The organism is Sulfitobacter mediterraneus, assembly GCF_016801775.1.
Classification (GTDB): Bacteria; Pseudomonadota; Alphaproteobacteria; order Rhodobacterales; family Rhodobacteraceae; genus Sulfitobacter; species Sulfitobacter mediterraneus_A.
The window spans coordinates 92,821-108,818 of sequence record NZ_CP069004.1; the positions used below are offsets into that span (position 1 = coordinate 92,821).

General features: G+C 59.7%; 17 protein-coding genes. 12 read left to right on the forward strand and 5 right to left on the reverse strand.

The window, feature by feature from the left end; genetic code table 11:
• Positions 1-79 precede the first annotated feature (79 nt).
• Positions 80-1,501, reverse strand: coding sequence for a metalloprotease TldD (gene tldD / locus JNX03_RS00385; protein ID WP_203210535.1), 1,422 nt, complete (start codon positions 1,499-1,501; stop codon positions 80-82).
• 179 nt (positions 1,502-1,680) lie between these two features.
• Between tldD and coxB the strand changes: the two genes are divergently transcribed.
• The 10 genes from coxB to JNX03_RS00435 all read left to right on the forward strand — a co-directional run bounded on the left by coxB (position 1,681) and on the right by JNX03_RS00435 (position 10,774).
• Entirely contained in the window at positions 1,681-2,604 is a 924-nt protein-coding gene (gene coxB / locus JNX03_RS00390; RefSeq protein ID WP_203210536.1) for a cytochrome c oxidase subunit II, read from the forward strand.
• A gap of 134 nt (positions 2,605-2,738) precedes the next feature.
• A complete protein-coding gene (gene cyoE, locus JNX03_RS00395) occupies positions 2,739-3,674 on the forward strand; it encodes a heme o synthase (protein ID WP_203210537.1) in 936 nt (311 codons plus the stop codon).
• On the forward strand, positions 3,674-3,853 hold the full coding sequence (locus tag JNX03_RS00400) for a cytochrome c oxidase assembly protein (RefSeq protein ID WP_037910139.1): 180 nt from the start codon (positions 3,674-3,676) through the stop codon (positions 3,851-3,853). Before cyoE ends, JNX03_RS00400 begins: the two co-directional genes overlap by 1 nt.
• Entirely contained in the window at positions 3,853-4,428 is a 576-nt protein-coding gene (locus JNX03_RS00405; protein ID WP_203210538.1) for a cytochrome c oxidase assembly protein, read from the forward strand. Before JNX03_RS00400 ends, JNX03_RS00405 begins: the two co-directional genes overlap by 1 nt.
• Before the next feature lie 25 nt (positions 4,429-4,453).
• The gene (locus tag JNX03_RS00410; RefSeq protein WP_203210539.1) at positions 4,454-5,263 is read left to right on the forward strand and encodes a cytochrome c oxidase subunit 3; all 810 of its coding nucleotides are present in this window, start codon (positions 4,454-4,456) and stop codon (positions 5,261-5,263) included.
• Between the two features lie 102 nt (positions 5,264-5,365).
• Entirely contained in the window at positions 5,366-6,043 is a 678-nt protein-coding gene (locus tag JNX03_RS00415; protein ID WP_203210540.1) for an SURF1 family protein, read from the forward strand.
• A gap of 3 nt (positions 6,044-6,046) precedes the next feature.
• A complete protein-coding gene (gene thrC / locus JNX03_RS00420) occupies positions 6,047-7,435 on the forward strand; it encodes a threonine synthase (RefSeq protein WP_203210541.1) in 1,389 nt (462 codons plus the stop codon).
• The gene (locus tag JNX03_RS00425) at positions 7,432-8,694 is read left to right on the forward strand and encodes a M16 family metallopeptidase (RefSeq protein ID WP_203210542.1); all 1,263 of its coding nucleotides are present in this window, start codon (positions 7,432-7,434) and stop codon (positions 8,692-8,694) included. The genes thrC and JNX03_RS00425 overlap by 4 nt, the downstream gene beginning before the upstream one ends.
• Complete coding sequence (locus tag JNX03_RS00430) at positions 8,694-9,278, forward strand: GNAT family N-acetyltransferase (RefSeq protein WP_203210543.1); 585 nt, start codon at positions 8,694-8,696, stop codon at positions 9,276-9,278. The genes JNX03_RS00425 and JNX03_RS00430 overlap by 1 nt, the downstream gene beginning before the upstream one ends.
• Before the next feature lie 68 nt (positions 9,279-9,346).
• Positions 9,347-10,774: an FAD-binding oxidoreductase gene (locus tag JNX03_RS00435; protein ID WP_203210544.1), complete on the forward strand. Its 1,428-nt coding sequence runs from the start codon at positions 9,347-9,349 to the stop codon at positions 10,772-10,774.
• Here the strand turns inward: JNX03_RS00435 and JNX03_RS00440 are convergent, their stop codons facing one another.
• From JNX03_RS00440 to JNX03_RS00450, 3 genes are read right to left on the reverse strand one after another with little or no spacing between them, the layout of a single operon-like run.
• Positions 10,775-11,305, reverse strand: a complete 531-nt coding sequence (locus JNX03_RS00440; protein ID WP_203210545.1) for an adenine phosphoribosyltransferase — start codon at positions 11,303-11,305, stop codon at positions 10,775-10,777. It lies immediately after the preceding gene.
• Positions 11,302-11,931, reverse strand: a complete 630-nt coding sequence (locus tag JNX03_RS00445; RefSeq protein ID WP_203210546.1) for a LysE family translocator — start codon at positions 11,929-11,931, stop codon at positions 11,302-11,304. Before JNX03_RS00445 ends, JNX03_RS00440 begins: the two co-directional genes overlap by 4 nt.
• Before the next feature lie 42 nt (positions 11,932-11,973).
• On the reverse strand, positions 11,974-12,846 hold the full coding sequence (locus JNX03_RS00450; protein ID WP_203210547.1) for an S-methyl-5'-thioadenosine phosphorylase: 873 nt from the start codon (positions 12,844-12,846) through the stop codon (positions 11,974-11,976).
• 252 nt (positions 12,847-13,098) lie between these two features.
• On the opposite strand from JNX03_RS00450, the gene JNX03_RS00455 reads away from it, so the two are divergent.
• A complete protein-coding gene (locus JNX03_RS00455; protein ID WP_203210548.1) occupies positions 13,099-14,769 on the forward strand; it encodes a SulP family inorganic anion transporter in 1,671 nt (556 codons plus the stop codon).
• 34 nt (positions 14,770-14,803) lie between these two features.
• On the opposite strand, the gene JNX03_RS00460 is transcribed toward JNX03_RS00455, so the two are convergent.
• On the reverse strand, positions 14,804-15,409 hold the full coding sequence (locus JNX03_RS00460) for a flavin reductase family protein (RefSeq protein WP_203210549.1): 606 nt from the start codon (positions 15,407-15,409) through the stop codon (positions 14,804-14,806).
• 85 nt (positions 15,410-15,494) lie between these two features.
• Here JNX03_RS00460 and JNX03_RS00465 point away from each other — a divergent pair, with 85 nt between their 5' ends.
• Positions 15,495-15,983, forward strand: a complete 489-nt coding sequence (locus tag JNX03_RS00465) for a GNAT family N-acetyltransferase (RefSeq protein ID WP_231024099.1) — start codon at positions 15,495-15,497, stop codon at positions 15,981-15,983.
• Positions 15,984-15,998: the final 15 nt, after the last annotated feature.

Here is a 15,998-nt window from a genome sequence, read left to right on the forward strand (position 1 = left end):
TCAGGTATAGGTTCGCACGGTTAACAACGGATGAATCAAGTAGGGCCGATTAGCGCTAAACCGGCCCCTTGAATTTAAGCTATGCCGCAGACCCGCCAACGGTCAGGCCACCGATCATCAAGGTTGGCTGGCCCACGCCCACCGGCACCCATTGGCCCTGCTTGCCGCAGTTGCCCATACCCGGATCAAGCGCGGGATCATTGCCGATGGCGCGGATCTGTTGCAGCGCGGTTGCACCGTCCCCGATCAGCGTCGCGCCTTTCACGGGCGCGCCCACTTTGCCATTTTCCACGCGGTACGCTTCGGTGCAGGAAAACACGAACTTGCCATTGGTGATATCCACCTGACCGCCGCCAAAGCCAACGGCATAGATGCCATCCTTGAGATCCGATACGATATCGCCCGGCGCAGTGTCTCCGCCCAACATATAGGTGTTGGTCATGCGCGGCATCGGGATATGGGCATAGGATTGCCGCCGCCCGTTCCCGGTAGACTGAACGCCCATCAAACGCGCGTTCTGCCGGTCCTGCATATAGCCGACCAGCTTGCCATCCTCGATCAGAATATTCTTGGCCGACGGCGTGCCCTCATCATCGACAGAGATCGATCCGCGCCGGTCCGGGATCGTGCCATCATCCAGAACCGTGACCCCTTTTGCCGCAATCCGTTGCCCCATCAACCCGGCAAAGGCGCTAGACCCTTTGCGGTTAAAATCCCCCTCGAGGCCGTGGCCGATTGCCTCGTGCAGCAAGATACCCGGCCAGCCGGGGCCAAGTACGACATCCATCACACCCGCGGGGGCAGGCACTGCATCAAGGTTGACCACAGCAATGCGCAAGGCCTCGCGGGTTTTGGCCTGCCAGTCGGCAGGATCGAGCAAACCGTCAAGGCCAACGCGCCCGCCGCCGCCCGCGCTGCCGCTTTCGCGGCGGCCGTCTTGTTCGACAATCACCGATACATTGACCCGCGTCATCGGGCGAATATCCCGGACCGATGTGCCTTCGGGGCGCAAAATCTCGATCTCCTGAATGCTGGCGGCAATTGTTGCGCTGACTTGCACCACCCTTGCATCGAGATCGCGGGCAAAGGCATCAATTTCGCGCAAAGTCTCAACCTTGACAGGAAAAGCCGCCCCGGCAATCGGATCATCATCTGTATACAGCTTCTTGTTGGTCCCCTCGGGCGCATCCGCCCAGGTGCCGCCGCCCTCACCAACCGCAAGCCGCGCAGTTTCGCTGGCGCGGCGCAGGGCCGCTTCGCTGATTTCGGTGGAATGGGCGTATCCGGCCACCTCTCCGCGCACCGCGCGCAGGCCGAATCCCTCGGACGCATCATAGCTCGCGGTCTTGAGCCGCCCGTCATCAAACACCAATGCCTCCGACCGCCGACGTTCCAGAAACAGTTCCCCGTCATCTGCGCCAGCGACGGCACTGCGCAGGATGGAAAGGGCGGTATCGCGGTCTAAATCAGCTTCAAAAGGAAGAAAGGCACTGCTGCTCATGGAGATATATCCTGTATTCCAGCCACAAAAACGAATTTAGCGTCTGTTTGACGCAATCGAATGGCTTTATCTTGAGCTTAGAATATGATTGTAAGCATCAAGATTACAACGGGCGGCTGTCAAACGGGCTCCGCTTGGTTGAACCCGTAGAACAAATGGTCACAAGATCAGGACGACTTATGAAAAAACTTCTCTCTGCAAGCGCGCTTCTGGCCAGCTTCTCCGCCCTTCCAGCATTGGCACAGGACAATCTGCGCATCGACGGTCTGGAAGTGATCGGTACACCGGTTGATGGTGAAATGGGGTTCCAGCCCGCCGTGACCCGTCTGGCCCGTGACATTCACGATCTGGACTATCTGATTCTGGTGATCATCACCTTGATCACTGTCTTTGTGACCGCGCTGATCCTTTGGGTGATCATCCGCTACAACAAAAAGCGCAATCCGGAGCCTGCGTCGTTCACCCACCACACCCCGGTTGAAGTGGCATGGACCATCGGGCCTATACTGATTCTGGTGCTGATCGGCGCATATTCCTTGCCGATCTTGTTCCGGCAGCAGGAAATCCCTGAGGCCGACGTGACCATCAAGGCCATCGGCAACCAGTGGTACTGGTCTTACGAATACGTCGATGATGGCTTTGGCTTTGACAGCTACATGATCGGTGCGCCGGCGACTCTGACCTCCGAAGAAGAGGCCGCGGGCGCCATCGCCAACCGTCTGGATGATGTCATGATCGCCAAACTTGAAGCGGCAGGGTATTCACGCGATGAATGGCTGCTGGCCACGGACACTGCTGTTGTGGTGCCTGTCGGCAAGACCATCGTGATGCAGGTGACGGCATCCGACGTGATCCACGCATGGACCATTCCGGCCTTTGGCGTAAAGCAGGACGGCGTTCCGGGGCGTTTGGCTGAACTGTGGTTCAACGCCGAGAAAGAAGGCGTCTATTTTGGTCAGTGTTCAGAACTCTGCGGTCAGGCGCACGCCTATATGCCGATCACGGTCAAGGTTGTCTCCGAAGCCGCCTATCAGGAGTGGCTGGGCCGCGCGAAAGAGGAATACGCAGGTATCCCTCAGCCGCTGACTGTTGCGTCCAACTGAATCGAAACCAGGGTGCGGCGAAACCGCACCCTGTTGGTACTGAGACTTGAAAAGGGTGGGCTGCGGTCCACCCTTACGATCATCAGCAATCTGGCAGATCCCCCGCAGGGATCTCTTTTCGGCAAAGGCATGGGATGACTGACATCACCAACACTCCTGCAGCGGAACACGAGGCACAGCTGGGCGATTACTTTGCCCTCTTCAAACCCCGCGTCATGCAACTTGTCGTGTTCACCGCATTGGTGGGCATGCTGGCGGCACCTGTGTCTGTTCATCCCGTTGTCGGCTTTGCCGCGATCTTGTTTGTTGCCATCGGGGCAGGCGCCTCTGGCGCGCTGAACATGTGGTGGGACGCTGACATTGACCGGATCATGCGCCGCACCCAAAGCCGCCCGATCCCGGCCGGCAAGGTGCAACCGGGCGAGGCTTTGGCGCTGGGCGTGGCCCTGTCGGGCATGTCGGTGATGATGCTGGGGCTGGCGGCCAATCTTCTGGCGGCAGGAATGCTGCTGTTTACAATCCTGTTCTACGCAGTCTTCTACACCATGTGGCTCAAGCGCCGCACGCCGCAGAACATCGTGATCGGTGGCGCGGCGGGGGCTTTCCCGCCGGTGATCGGCTGGATCATCGCCACGGGCAGCTTTTCCATCGAGGCATGGCTGATGTTCGCGCTCATCTTCATGTGGACGCCGCCGCATTTCTGGGCCTTGGCGCTGTTCATGCGCTCTGACTATGACGATGCCGATGTGCCAATGCTTACGGTGACCCACGGCCGTCCGGCGACACGCCGTCACATTCTGGCCTATACAGTTGTTCTGGCGGTTCTGGCTGTCGGCACCGGCTTCACCGCGATCGGCGGCTGGATCTACCTGAGCTTTTCGCTGGTGCTGAACGCGCTGTTCCTGCTGGGCGCCTACCGGATCTGGCAGCGCGACGAAGACGCATCCGAGGCCGACAACTACAAGGTGGAACGCAAATTCTTCCGCCTGTCGCTGTTTTACCTCTTCCTGCACTTTGGTGCGATACTGGTCGAAGCGACGCTGCGGCCATGGGGCCTTGGGGGCTGGTGATGAACATGCGGACCGAACATGAAATCCACAACCGCCGCCGCGGGCGCAATGTGGGTGTGGGCCTGATGCTGGGCGCTTTTGTCATATTGGTGATGGTTCTGACTTTCGTCAAAATCACCCAAACAGATTTCACCAAGGCGATGGGCGCACCCGCAACCCAATCTCAGGAGAGCAATTGATGGCAATGACCGGACCACAAAAAACCGTTGCACAAACAGTGTCGCTGGTTGTGGTGATGGGCGCGTTGGCCTGGGCATCGGTGCCATTCTACGATTGGTTTTGCCGAGTCACCGGCTTTGGCGGCGTGCCGGGGCAGGTGGAAACGGCATCGGACGAGGTTCTCGATCAAACCGTCAAGGTCCGCTTTGATGCCTCGCTCAACAGCGGCATGGGCTGGGAATTCACGCCGGTCGTGCGCGAGATGGAGATTCGCATCGGCGAGACCGGTCTGGCCTTCTATGAGGCCTACAACCCAACCTCGCAGCCCATCGCAGGGCAAGCGAGCTACAACGTGACCCCCTACACCGCGGGCGCGTTTTTTGAGAAAATCGACTGTTTCTGCTTTGAAGAACAGGTTTTGGCCCCCGGTGAGCGGGTGCAGATGCCGGTCAGCTTCTTTGTGGACCCAGAAATCGTTGAAGACCGCGATGGGAAGTTTGTACATACCATCACACTGTCTTATACATTCTATGAAATTGACCTGCCCGAAGGCTATGCCGCCTTGGACCAGGACAGCACAACAGACCTGAACTAAAGAAAAGCTGAGGGACGCCCGCGATATGGCACATGCTAAGAACCACGATTACCACATCCTAAGCCCGTCAAGCTGGCCCCTTCTGGGCGCTCTTGCTGGATTTGTGATGCTTTTTGGCGCTGTGCTTTGGATGCACGATGTCACACCGTTTCTGTTCCTCGGTGGCTTCGTCGCCGTGCTTTACGTGATGTTCGGCTGGTGGCGTGAAGTCGTCATCGAAAGCCATGTGGGCGATCACACCGGCGTGGTCCGCCTTGGCCTGCGCTATGGCTTTATCCTGTTCATCATGTCCGAAGTGATGTTCTTTGTGGCGTGGTTCTGGACCTTCTTCAAACAGGCCATGTACCCGATGAACGAATATGTCGGGTCCGAATATGTGCCGCCGGTGTTTGATCCGGTCAACGCCTTCCACCTGCCGCTGATCAACACGTTGATCCTGCTGCTTTCTGGTTGTGCCGTGACTTGGGCGCACCACGCGATTGTGCATGAAAACAACCGCAAAGACCTGATCAACGGTCTGGCAATCTCGGTCATTCTGGGCGTCGCGTTCACCGCGCTTCAGGCTTACGAATATGCCGAACTGATCCTGCACCACGACTGGGTGTTCGGCGGCGACGCGTTCTTTTCCGCGTTCTTCATGGCCACAGGCTTTCACGGGTTTCACGTTGTGATCGGCACGATCTTCCTGCTGGTCTGCTTGATCCGGGCGATGCGCGGCGACTTCACCCCCGAACAACACGTCGGGTTTGAGGCGGCCGCATGGTACTGGCACTTTGTTGATGTGGTCTGGCTGTTCCTGTTCTTCGCCGTCTACATCTGGGGCGTTCCTGCGTAAGAACGTGCAGACGGGGTTGCATCTGCGGCCTCGATCCCCGAAAACCCAAGGCGCGCGAAGGGGACTTCGCGCGCCTTGTCTTTGACGCAGAGAATGTCGCCCATGAGCCGCGTGCTTTTTCTTATTATTGTTGGACTTGGCGGCGCCGCGATCCTGCTGTCGCTGGGCGTTTGGCAGTTGCAGCGCCTCGCGTGGAAAGAGGCGCTGATTGCGGATATCAACGCCCGCATCCTTGCCGATCCCGTAACCTTGCCTGCACAGCCTGATCCGCAGACCGATGCCTTTTTGCCGGTCACGGTCACAGGCACATTTGAAGGGGACACCCTGCGTGTTTTGGTTTCCCAAAAGGAAGTGGGGGCGGGGTACCGTCTGATCACGGCACTGGAAACCGTCAATGACCGCATCCTCGTGGACCGCGGCTTTGTCTCGGTGGACGACAAGTCCGTGCCGACGCCCGAAGGATTGGTCACTGTCACCGGAAACCTGCACTGGCCGCAGGAGACCGATCGTTTCACCCCCGAGGCGGATTTTGACCTGAATATCTGGTTTGCCCGTGATGTGGATGATCTGGCAGCGGCCTTGGCAGCGGAACCGATCCTTGTGGTGGCCCGGGATCTGTCGGTGCCAGACAGCGTCGTGACGCCATTGCCCGTAGACACCAGCCGGATTCCCAACGATCACCTGAATTACGCCATTACATGGTTTTCGCTGGCTGCCATCTGGTTGGCCATGTCCATTCTATTTATGCGCCGTCGTCGCGGCGCCAAACTCGAAAGCTGACCCATGCGCTATATTTCCACCCGTGGCACGGCCCCTGTTCTGAGCTTCGAAGAAGCCATGCTGACCGGACTGGCCCGCGATGGCGGACTATATGTTCCCGAATCCATACCGACGCTGACCAAAGATCAGATCGCCGCGATGGCAGGGCAGTCCTATGAAGAGGTCGCCTTTACCGTGATGCGCCCCTTCATCGGTGACACCTTTACCGACGACGAATTCCGCGAGCTAATCGCCAAGGCCTATGGCAGTTTTGGCCATGTCGCCCGTGCGCCGATGGTGCAGCTTGCGCCAAATCATTTCCTGCTTGAGCTGTTTCACGGTCCGACTTTGGCGTTCAAAGATTTTGCGATGCAGCTGATTGGCCAGATGTTCCAAAAGGCCTTGGGCCGCAAGGGCGAGCGTGTGACGATTGTTGGCGCGACCTCGGGCGACACAGGCTCTGCCGCGATCGAGGCCTTCCGCGGCCTCGACAATGTCGATGTGTTTATCCTTTATCCACATGGCCGCGTTTCCGAAGTGCAGCGCCGCCAGATGACCACGCCAACGGAATCCAACGTGCATGCCCTGGCGGTGGATGGTGACTTTGACGATTGTCAGGCCCGCCTGAAGGATATGTTCAACGACTTTGACTTCCGCGACAGCGTGAAACTGGCCGGTGTCAATTCGATCAACTGGGGCCGGGTACTGGCGCAGGTGGTTTATTACTTCTCCTCCGCCGTGTCCCTGGGCGCGCCGGACCGCAAAGTCAGCTTTACCGTGCCAACCGGCAACTTTGGCGACATCTTTGCCGGCTATATTGCCCGCCAGATGGGCCTGCCCATCGAAGATCTGGTCGTTGCCACCAACCAGAACGATATTCTGGACCGGTGCCTCAAGGGCCAAGGCTATCACAAGGGCGGCGTACATGCCTCCATCAGCCCGTCGATGGATATTCAGGTCTCGTCCAACTTTGAACGGGCGCTTTTTGATGCCTATGGCCGCGACGGCGCTGCGATCAAACAATTGATGGATGAACTGGGGCAGGGCGGTTTTGATGTGTCACAAGGCGCATTGCAGGCCTTGCAAGAGATCTACCGCTCCGGCCGCGCCTCCGAAGAGGAAACATCAGCCACCATCGCAGACACGCTGAAAACCTCGGCTGAGCTGCTGTGCCCGCATTCCGCCATTGGTGTGAAAGTGGCCAATGAACAGCGCGATCCGGCAATCCCGATGATCACACTGGCCACCGCGCATCCGGCCAAGTTCCCCGATGCGGTTGAGGCCGCAACAGGCGTGCGTCCGGGCCTGCCGCCGCGCATGGCGGATCTGTTTGACCGCGACGAACGCCTGACCCGTGTGGACAATGATCTTGACGCGTTGAAGACGCTCATTAAAGGGAAACTCAACGCGTGAGCCTGAACCAGCACCGCCTGCCAAACGGATTTCGCATTGTCACCGAAAATATGCCCGGGCTTGCATCGGCCTCAATCGGGATCTGGGTGTCGGCAGGCGGGCGCCATGAGACGCCAAATCAGAACGGCATCGCCCATTTCCTTGAGCATATGGCGTTCAAGGGCACCGAACGGCGCACGTCTTTGCAGATCGCCGAGGCGATTGAGGATGTGGGCGGTTATATCAACGCCTACACCTCGCGCGAAGTGACGGCCTATTACGTGCGGGTGCTGGAAAACGATGTGGCGCTGGGGCTGGATGTGATTGCCGATATCCTGCGCAATCCTGTACTCGACCCCAAGGAGATCGAGGTGGAGCGCGGGGTGATCCTGCAAGAGATCGGTCAGGCGCTGGACACCCCCGATGACGTGATCTTTGACTGGCTGCAAGAAGAGGCCTATCCAGATCAGCCGCTTGGCCGCACGATCCTTGGCCCGGCGGAACGGGTGTCGGCCTTTGGGCAGGCAGATTTGCGATCCTTCATTGACGATCACTATGGCCCCGAACAGATGATCCTTGCCGCCGCTGGTGCGGTGGACCACGACGAGATTGTCAAACTGGCCGAGACGTTGTTTGGCGATATGCCGGCCAAGCCGCTGTTCCAGACGGCGCCAGCGCAGTTCAAAGGGGGCGAGACCCGCCAGCTCAAACCGCTGGAACAGGCACATTTTGCTCTAGGATTTGAATCACCCGGCTACCGCGCTGACGATATCTATGTGGCGCAGATCTATGCCTCTGCGCTGGGGGGCGGCATGTCATCGCGTTTGTTCCAGGAGATTCGAGAGAACCGCGGCCTATGCTATAGTATCTTTGCCCAAGCCGGGGCCTATGCCGATACCGGCATGATGACGGTCTATGCAGGCACCTCTGCCGAACAACTGCCGGAACTGGCAGGCATCACCATTGACGAGATGAAACGCGCCGCTGCGGATATGTCTCCCGCCGAGGTGGCCCGCGCCCGTGCGCAGATGAAGGCAGGATTGCTGATGGGGCTGGAAAGCCCGTCGAACCGCGCCGAACGTCTGGCGCGGCTGATCCAGATCTGGGACCGCATTCCGCCGCTTGAGGAAACCATCGAAAAGATCGATGCCGTGACCACCGGCGATGTGCGCGACATGGCAGAGCGGATCGCGGCGCAGGCACCCGCCGCGCTTGCGCTTTACGGTCCGGTTGATGACGCGCCAACTTTGCAGCAGCTAGAGGAGCGCCGCGCGGCCTGATGTTGCTGATCAAACGCAAGCTGAAGATCGAAACAGAGCGTTTGACGCTGCGCACCCCCGTGCATGCAGATTTCCGGCCATGGACAGCGCTGCGTGTCAAAAGCGAAAGCTACCTCAAACAATGGGAACCGGCCTGGGCTGATGATCACCTGACCCGGAAGGCTTTTTCCAATCGGGTCTATTGGGCCTCAAGATCAATCAGCTCTGGCACGGCGATGCCGCTGTTCCTGATCCGGCGCGAGGATCAAACCCTGATCGGTGCCATCACCCTCGACAATATCCGCCGTGGCCCTGCACAGGCAGGCACGCTGGGCTATTGGACAGGCGCCCCTTTTGCACGCCAAGGCTATATGCGTGAGGCGATTGAAGCGGTGGTGCATCAGGCCTTCACCCGACTGGACCTCAGCCGGATCGAGGCGGCCTGTCTGCCGGAAAACAAACCCTCGCGCGGGCTGTTGGAAAAGTCGGGCTTCAAATATGAGGGTGTCGCGCAAAGCTATCTTCAGATTGCCGGACGCTGGCGGACCCATGTGCTTTATGCGTGCCTGCGCGGCGACCGGCGCGGGCGCACCGAGGTGGGATAGGCCTGCATCCCGCCGGCGCGGTGCAATACCCTCTTGCATCCTCATTCGCCAATGCCGATTGATGGGGCATGACATCAAAACCGCTCAACCCCGCCGATGCTTCTTTTCTGTCCTCGCTTGAGGCAGCCTTGCCCGCAGGCACCCTGCGTCCGGCAGATGCCCGATACCTCGAAGAGCCGCGCGGCATTTACGCCGGTCAGCCCACCGCCGTGGCCCTGCCGCGCAGCACACAGGAGGTTGCGACCCTGATCCGCCATGCCAATGCAGCCCGCGTCGGCGTGGTGCCCTATGGCGGAGGCACAGGTCTGGTGGGCGGGCAGGTGGCACAGGACGGCGCAGTGCCATTGATCCTGTCCATGGAACGGTTGAATCAGATCCGCGCGGTTCATGCCGACGAAAACGTCCTGGTCGCTGATGGCGGCGCGATTTTGGCCGATATTCAGATCGCGGCAGATGCGCAGGACCGTGTGTTCCCGCTGTCGTTGGCCTCCGAAGGGTCGGCGCGGATCGGCGGCAATCTGGCGACCAATGCGGGCGGCACCGGCGTGCTGCGCTATGGCAATGCCCGCGATCTATGTCTGGGGCTAGAGGCCGTTCTGCCGGACGGGCAGATCTGGAACGGTCTGACCCGTCTGCGCAAAAACAACACCGGCTATGACCTGCGGCACCTGTTGATCGGGGCCGAGGGGACATTGGGGGTGATCACGGGCGCGGCGCTGAAACTCTTTCCAAAGCCTGCACAAACCGGCAGCGCGATGTTGGTCGTGCCAAGCCCCGCATCCGCGCTGAAACTGCTGTCACTGGCACGCGACCACTTGGGCGAGATGGTCAGCGCCTTTGAACTGATCCACGGGCAGGGCATGCACTTTCTGGCCGAAGCCGACCTTGATGTGCGCCTGCCCTTTGATGAGGTGCCGGAATGGACCGTGCTGATCGATGTCGGCCTCAGCGGCGGGTTGATCCCCGCCGATGCACTTGAGGCACTTTTTGTCAGTGCCTATGAGGCGGGGCTGGTATCGGACGGTGTGATTGCACAGAATCAGCAACAATCAGATGATTTCTGGCGCATCCGCGAAATGATCCCGGAGGCGAATCGCAGGATCGGCTCTGTCTCCAGCCACGATATCTCTGTCCCGCTCAGCGCGATCGCTGACTTCATCGCCCAAGGCACCGCCAAAATCGCCGAAATTGGCGCGTTTCGGATCAATTGCTTTGGCCATGTGGGCGATGGAAATCTGCATTTCAACGTTTTTCCCATGCCGGGCAAATCTCGCGCCGATCACCAGAACCAGCGCGAAGAGATGAAATGCCTGATCCATGATCTTGTGGATCAGATGGGCGGATCGGTCAGCGCCGAACACGGCATCGGGCGGCTCAAGGTCGGCGATCTGGAACGTTATGGCGATCCGGCCAAACTGTCGGCGATGCATGCCATCAAGGCGGCGCTGGACCCAAACGGGATCATGAACCCCGGCGCGGTGCTGCGTCAAACCTGATCAGAGACCGTCAAATGCGCAGAGGGCATGCACATCCATGCCCATATTCTCAAGCTTTTTGCGGCCGCCCAGCTCGGGCAGATCAATGATAAAGGCGCATGAGACAATTTCGCCGCCCAGACGGTGGATCAGCTTGATCCCCGCCTCGGCGGTGCCGCCGGTGGCCAGCAGATCATCCACCACCAGAACCTTTTCGCCCTCTTTGATGGCGTCATCGTGGACCTCTACAATTGCCTCGCCATACTCCAGCTTGTAGTCTTGGCTGATGGTGGTGCCGGGCAGCTTGCCTTTCTTGCGGATCGGGACAAACCCAACGCTCAGCTGATGTGCGATCGCGCCGCCAAGGATAAAGCCGCGTGCCTCTAGCCCAACAACCTTGTCGATGTTGATGCCCGCATAGGGGTGCAGCATCTGGTCAATCGCCATGCGAAAGCCGCGCGGATCGGCAAACAAAGTGGTCACATCGCGGAACATGATCCCCTCGTGTGGGAAATCGACGATGGTGCGGATATAATCCTGTACGTTCTTCATGGCATGCTCCGGCGCAATGTGGCGGTCAATACACCCATGGTGATCAACGCGGCACCGCCCGCCCGTGTGATCCAGGTAATGATGGATGGTCGCGCAATGATCTGGCGCAACCGGTCTGCCAAAAGCGCATACGCCAAAGCGTTGAGCGCCGCCAGTGTCACGAAGGTCGCAATGAGGATTGCAAACTGCGGCAACAAAGGCGCGGCAGGGGACAGGAACTGCGGCACAAAGGCGATGAAAAAGGCGATGGACTTGGGGTTCAGCGCCGTCACCGCTGCGGTGTGGCCAAACACCCGGCTTGCTGTGATGTTGTCTGCTGTGGGTACTGAGAGCCCCTCACTTGGTGCGGAGCGGATCAATTTGAACCCCAGCCAGACCAGATAGGCCGCGCCCACCCATTTCAGCGCCGTGAACAGAGTGGCAGAGGCCAGAACCAGCGCGCCCAATCCCGCCAGCGAGGCGCTCATCGCGACGAGATCACCCAAGGCCACCCCAGCCGCCGAGGCCACCGCAACGGAGCGACCTTTGCTGAGTGCATAGCTCAGCACCAACAGGACCGTCGGGCCGGGGATCAACAGCAGGGCAAAGGATGCTGCCACGAAGGTCAGCCAGATTTCGAATGTCATTATGTGTTTTCCTGTCCTCAGCCCACAGGGGCCGTTGCATCATCAAATTACGCGGCCTGCCACTGCGTCCAGCTTGGCCATCACTTCGGGGTCGCGTGCCTCTGGCTGTGTCAGAATCGCGAATTCCAAAGCCCGATCACACCCATGCGGGCAGGGCGCCCGGTCAGCGCCCAGCAGTTGCGGCAAACGGGCCACCAAGGCGCGGCCTTTGTCGGCGTTGCCCATCAGCGTGGCAATGATCGCAGTCACATCCACCTCGCCATGGTCAGGGTGCCAGCTGTCATAATCGGTGATCATTGCAACGGAGGCATAACAAAGCTCTGCCTCTCGGGCGAGTTTGGCCTCGGGCATATTGGTCATCCCGATCACGTCCGCGCCCCAGCTTTCGCGGTACATCTTGGATTCCGCCAGTGTCGAAAACTGCGGGCCTTCCATGGCCAGATAAGTGCCGCCGCGATGCACATTGATGCCGGCGTCTCTGGCCGCGGTCTCGCAAGCGTCCCCAAGGCGCGGGCAGGTTGGATGCGCCACGCTGACATGGGCCACACAGCCGGAGCCAAAGAACGATTTGGGCCGCGCAAAGGTGCGGTCAATGAATTGATCTACAATGACAAAATCGCCCGGTGCCATTTCCTCGCGGAAGGAGCCGCAAGCCGAGACAGAGATCACATCGGTGCAGCCAAGCCGCTTGAGCGCGTCGATGTTGGCACGATAAGGCACATCACTGGGCGCATGCACATGGCCGCGCCCATGGCGGGGCAGAAACACCATCTCGACACCGTCCAGACTGCCGGTCAGAAGCTGGTCGGACGGATCGCCCCAGGGGGTTTCCACCTGCACCCAATCGGCGTTCTGAAGGCCGTCAATCTCGTAAATGCCTGATCCGCCGATCACGGCAATCTTCGTCTGTGTCATTGCGGCCCCTTCTCGCGTCTTTGCCTCTGCAATGTGCAGGAAGGCAGAGCACCGGACTGATTTCAACCCCGGAAAGGGGCGATGAGGATGACAGATGGGTGAGCATATGGCAGTGCCGGGCGGTGCAACGGCATTGGCGGCAACCCTGCAAGGCCGAAAGGGTTTTCATTTGGGTGGTTCTGGTCTAGGCAGCGGCCAACGCCTTGCGACGCAACAAGGCTCCCTCCGATCCCTCTCGACAAAGGATGCCCCATGGCGCGCGCCTCACTTCTGCATAGTTTTACGAAAAATCTGGAAGTCACCGACCTGCGCTGGATGCCCGAAGACGGGTTTTCCATTGGCCGGTTGCGTATCGAACTGCTGTCGGGTTTGACGGTCGCGCTGGCGCTGGTGCCCGAAGCGGTGGCCTTTGCCTTTGTTGCCGGTGTGCACCCGCTGGTCGGGCTTTATGCGGCGTTTCTGGTCGGCCTGATCACCGCATTGATCGGCGGTCGCCCCGGCATGATCTCCGGCGCGACAGGTGCCTTGGCGGTTGTGATGGTGGCGCTGGTTGCGCAGCACGGGGTTGAATATCTCTTTGCCACTGTGGTGTTGATGGGATTGATCCAGATCTTCGCCGGCGTGATGCAATGGGGCAAGTTTATCCGTCTGGTCCCGCATCCGGTGATGCTTGGCTTCGTGAACGGGTTGGCGATTGTGATTTTCCTCGCCCAGATGAACCAGTTCAAGGTGCCCGGCACCATGGTGGACACCGGGCATGGCATGGGCGGCGGTGAATGGCTCTCGGGCACGCCGCTTTATCTGATGCTGGCGCTTGTGGGGGCCACGATGGCGATCATCTGGGTCATGCCGCGCATCACCAAGTTTATCCCCGCACCGCTGGCTGGCATTGGCATTGTTGCAGCCGTGGTGATCTTTACCGGAATGGACGTGCCGCGCGTGGGCGATCTGGCCTCTATCGAAGGAGGGTTGCCGATGCTGCACATCCCCTTTGGTGAAGGCATTGGCCTTTATGGCACTGCCCTGGCGCCCTTCACCCTCGAAACCCTTTATATCATTGCGCCCTACGCGGTGATCCTCGCGGCGATCGGCCTGATTGAATCGCTGCTGACCCTTAATCTGGTCAGTGACATGACCGGCACCCGCGGCGGTGCGAGCCAAGAATGTATTGCCCAGGGCGTCGCCAACACCGTAACCGGCTTTTTCGCGGGTATGGGCGGTTGCGCGATGATTGGTCAGTCGATGATCAACGTCAAATCCGGCGGCCGCACCCGCGTGGCCGGGATCGCAGCGGCGGTGTTTTTGCTGCTCTTCATCCTTGTCGGCTCTCCGCTGATTGAACAGATCCCGCTGGCCGCGCTGGTCGGTGTGATGTTCATGGTGGTGATCGGCACCTTTGCGTGGAATTCCCTTACGATCCTTCGCAAGGTGCCGCTGACAGACGCCTTTGTGATCCTGCTGGTGACGGGCGTGACGGTCTATAAAGATCTGGCGGTTGCGGTCGTGGTTGGTGTGATCGTCTCGGCGCTGGCCTATGCCTGGAACAACGCCCGACGCATCCACGCGACGACGCGCGAATCCCATTCCGAAGAAGGCGCCAAGGTCTATGAAATCCACGGACCGTTGTTCTTTGGTTCCTCCGATGGTTTTGCGGAGCTGTTCGACGTGCCCGGCGATCCGGACCGCGTGATCATTGATTTTGCCGACAGCCGCGTTGTGGACCAATCCGCCCTGCAGGCGATCGAGGCGATTGCGGGGAAATACGAGGCCGCGGGCAAACATGTAGCCCTGCGCCACCTCAGCCGCGATTGCCACAAACTGCTGACCAAAGCGGGCCACCTGATGATCGACAGTGACGATGATCCTGATTACGAACTGGCGGTCGACTATTCCGTGCGCACAGGGGTACTGGGCGGTCACTGAATGGCGTTTTGGCAGATTTTCATCCGCCCCGTGATCAGTCGTCGGGGCGGATAATCTCAAACACTTCGCGCACGCGGGTATAATCGCGATAGCCCAGCCGCGACAGCGGCTCGTACCGGGTCACGTCAAAGCGGCCATCGACCACACAATCATCGCGCAGATGCACGCCAACAACCTCGCCAAACACCACAAAGTTGGCGTCGCCCTCGATTCTGACAATCTGGGTCATGCGGCATTCAAGGCTCGCCGGGGCATTGGCCACGCGGGCGCAATCAATCACATCACACGCGGCCTTTTCAACCTGTGCATGGGCAAACTCATCGGCGTCATGGGGCAGGGTGGCAGAGCTGAGGTTCATGGCCTCTCGCGCGGCATATTCCACGATGTTCACACAAAAGACGCCGGTTTCACGGATATTGGCAACCGAATCCTTGGTGCCATCCACATCGTCTTTCACTCCGGTCGAGGCAAACATCACCTGCGGCGGCACATAGGCCACGCCGTTGAAAAACGAATAGGGTGCAAGATTGTCGCGCCCGTCCGCGTCACGGCTGGAAATCCAGCCGATGGGGCGGGGGGTGACAATGGCGTTGAACGGGTTATGCGGCAGGCCGTGGCCGTTTTCCGGACGATAGAACATTGTGGCGCTCTCCTTGGTCAATTGCACCTATGGCTAACGTCATGTTAGGGGCATGGCCACCGCAATTCGGGGCAGGAACCGCACCTTGTACCAGCTCATCCCAGAAACCCCCGATGATTATTGGGAGGTCGAGGCGCTTTATGACACCTGCTTTGCGCCGGGGCGCAAGGCGCTTTCGTCATACCGCCTGCGCGACGGGGTGCCTTCGGTGGCGGGCCTCAGCCATGTGGCGCGGGACGCAGATGGCATTCTGGCAGGGGCAATCCGTTATTGGCCGGTGCATATTGGTGCGCATGACGCGCTGCTGCTGGGGCCAGTGGCGGTGCACCCAACCCGCCAGGGCGAGGGACTGGGCCGCGCGCTGATCGAGGAAAGCCTGAATGCGGCCAAGCCCTTTGGCTGGCACCGGGTGATGCTGGTGGGGGATGCGCCCTATTACAACCGCTTTGGCTTTGACCGGCTGGAGGATGTGATCATGCCGCCACCCACCAACCCCGAACGGGTGCTGGGCCGCGCCCTGTCAAAAGACGCCTGGCATGGGGTCAAAGGACATGTGCGGCGCTGGAACGATTGAAATCCGGCCGGTTCC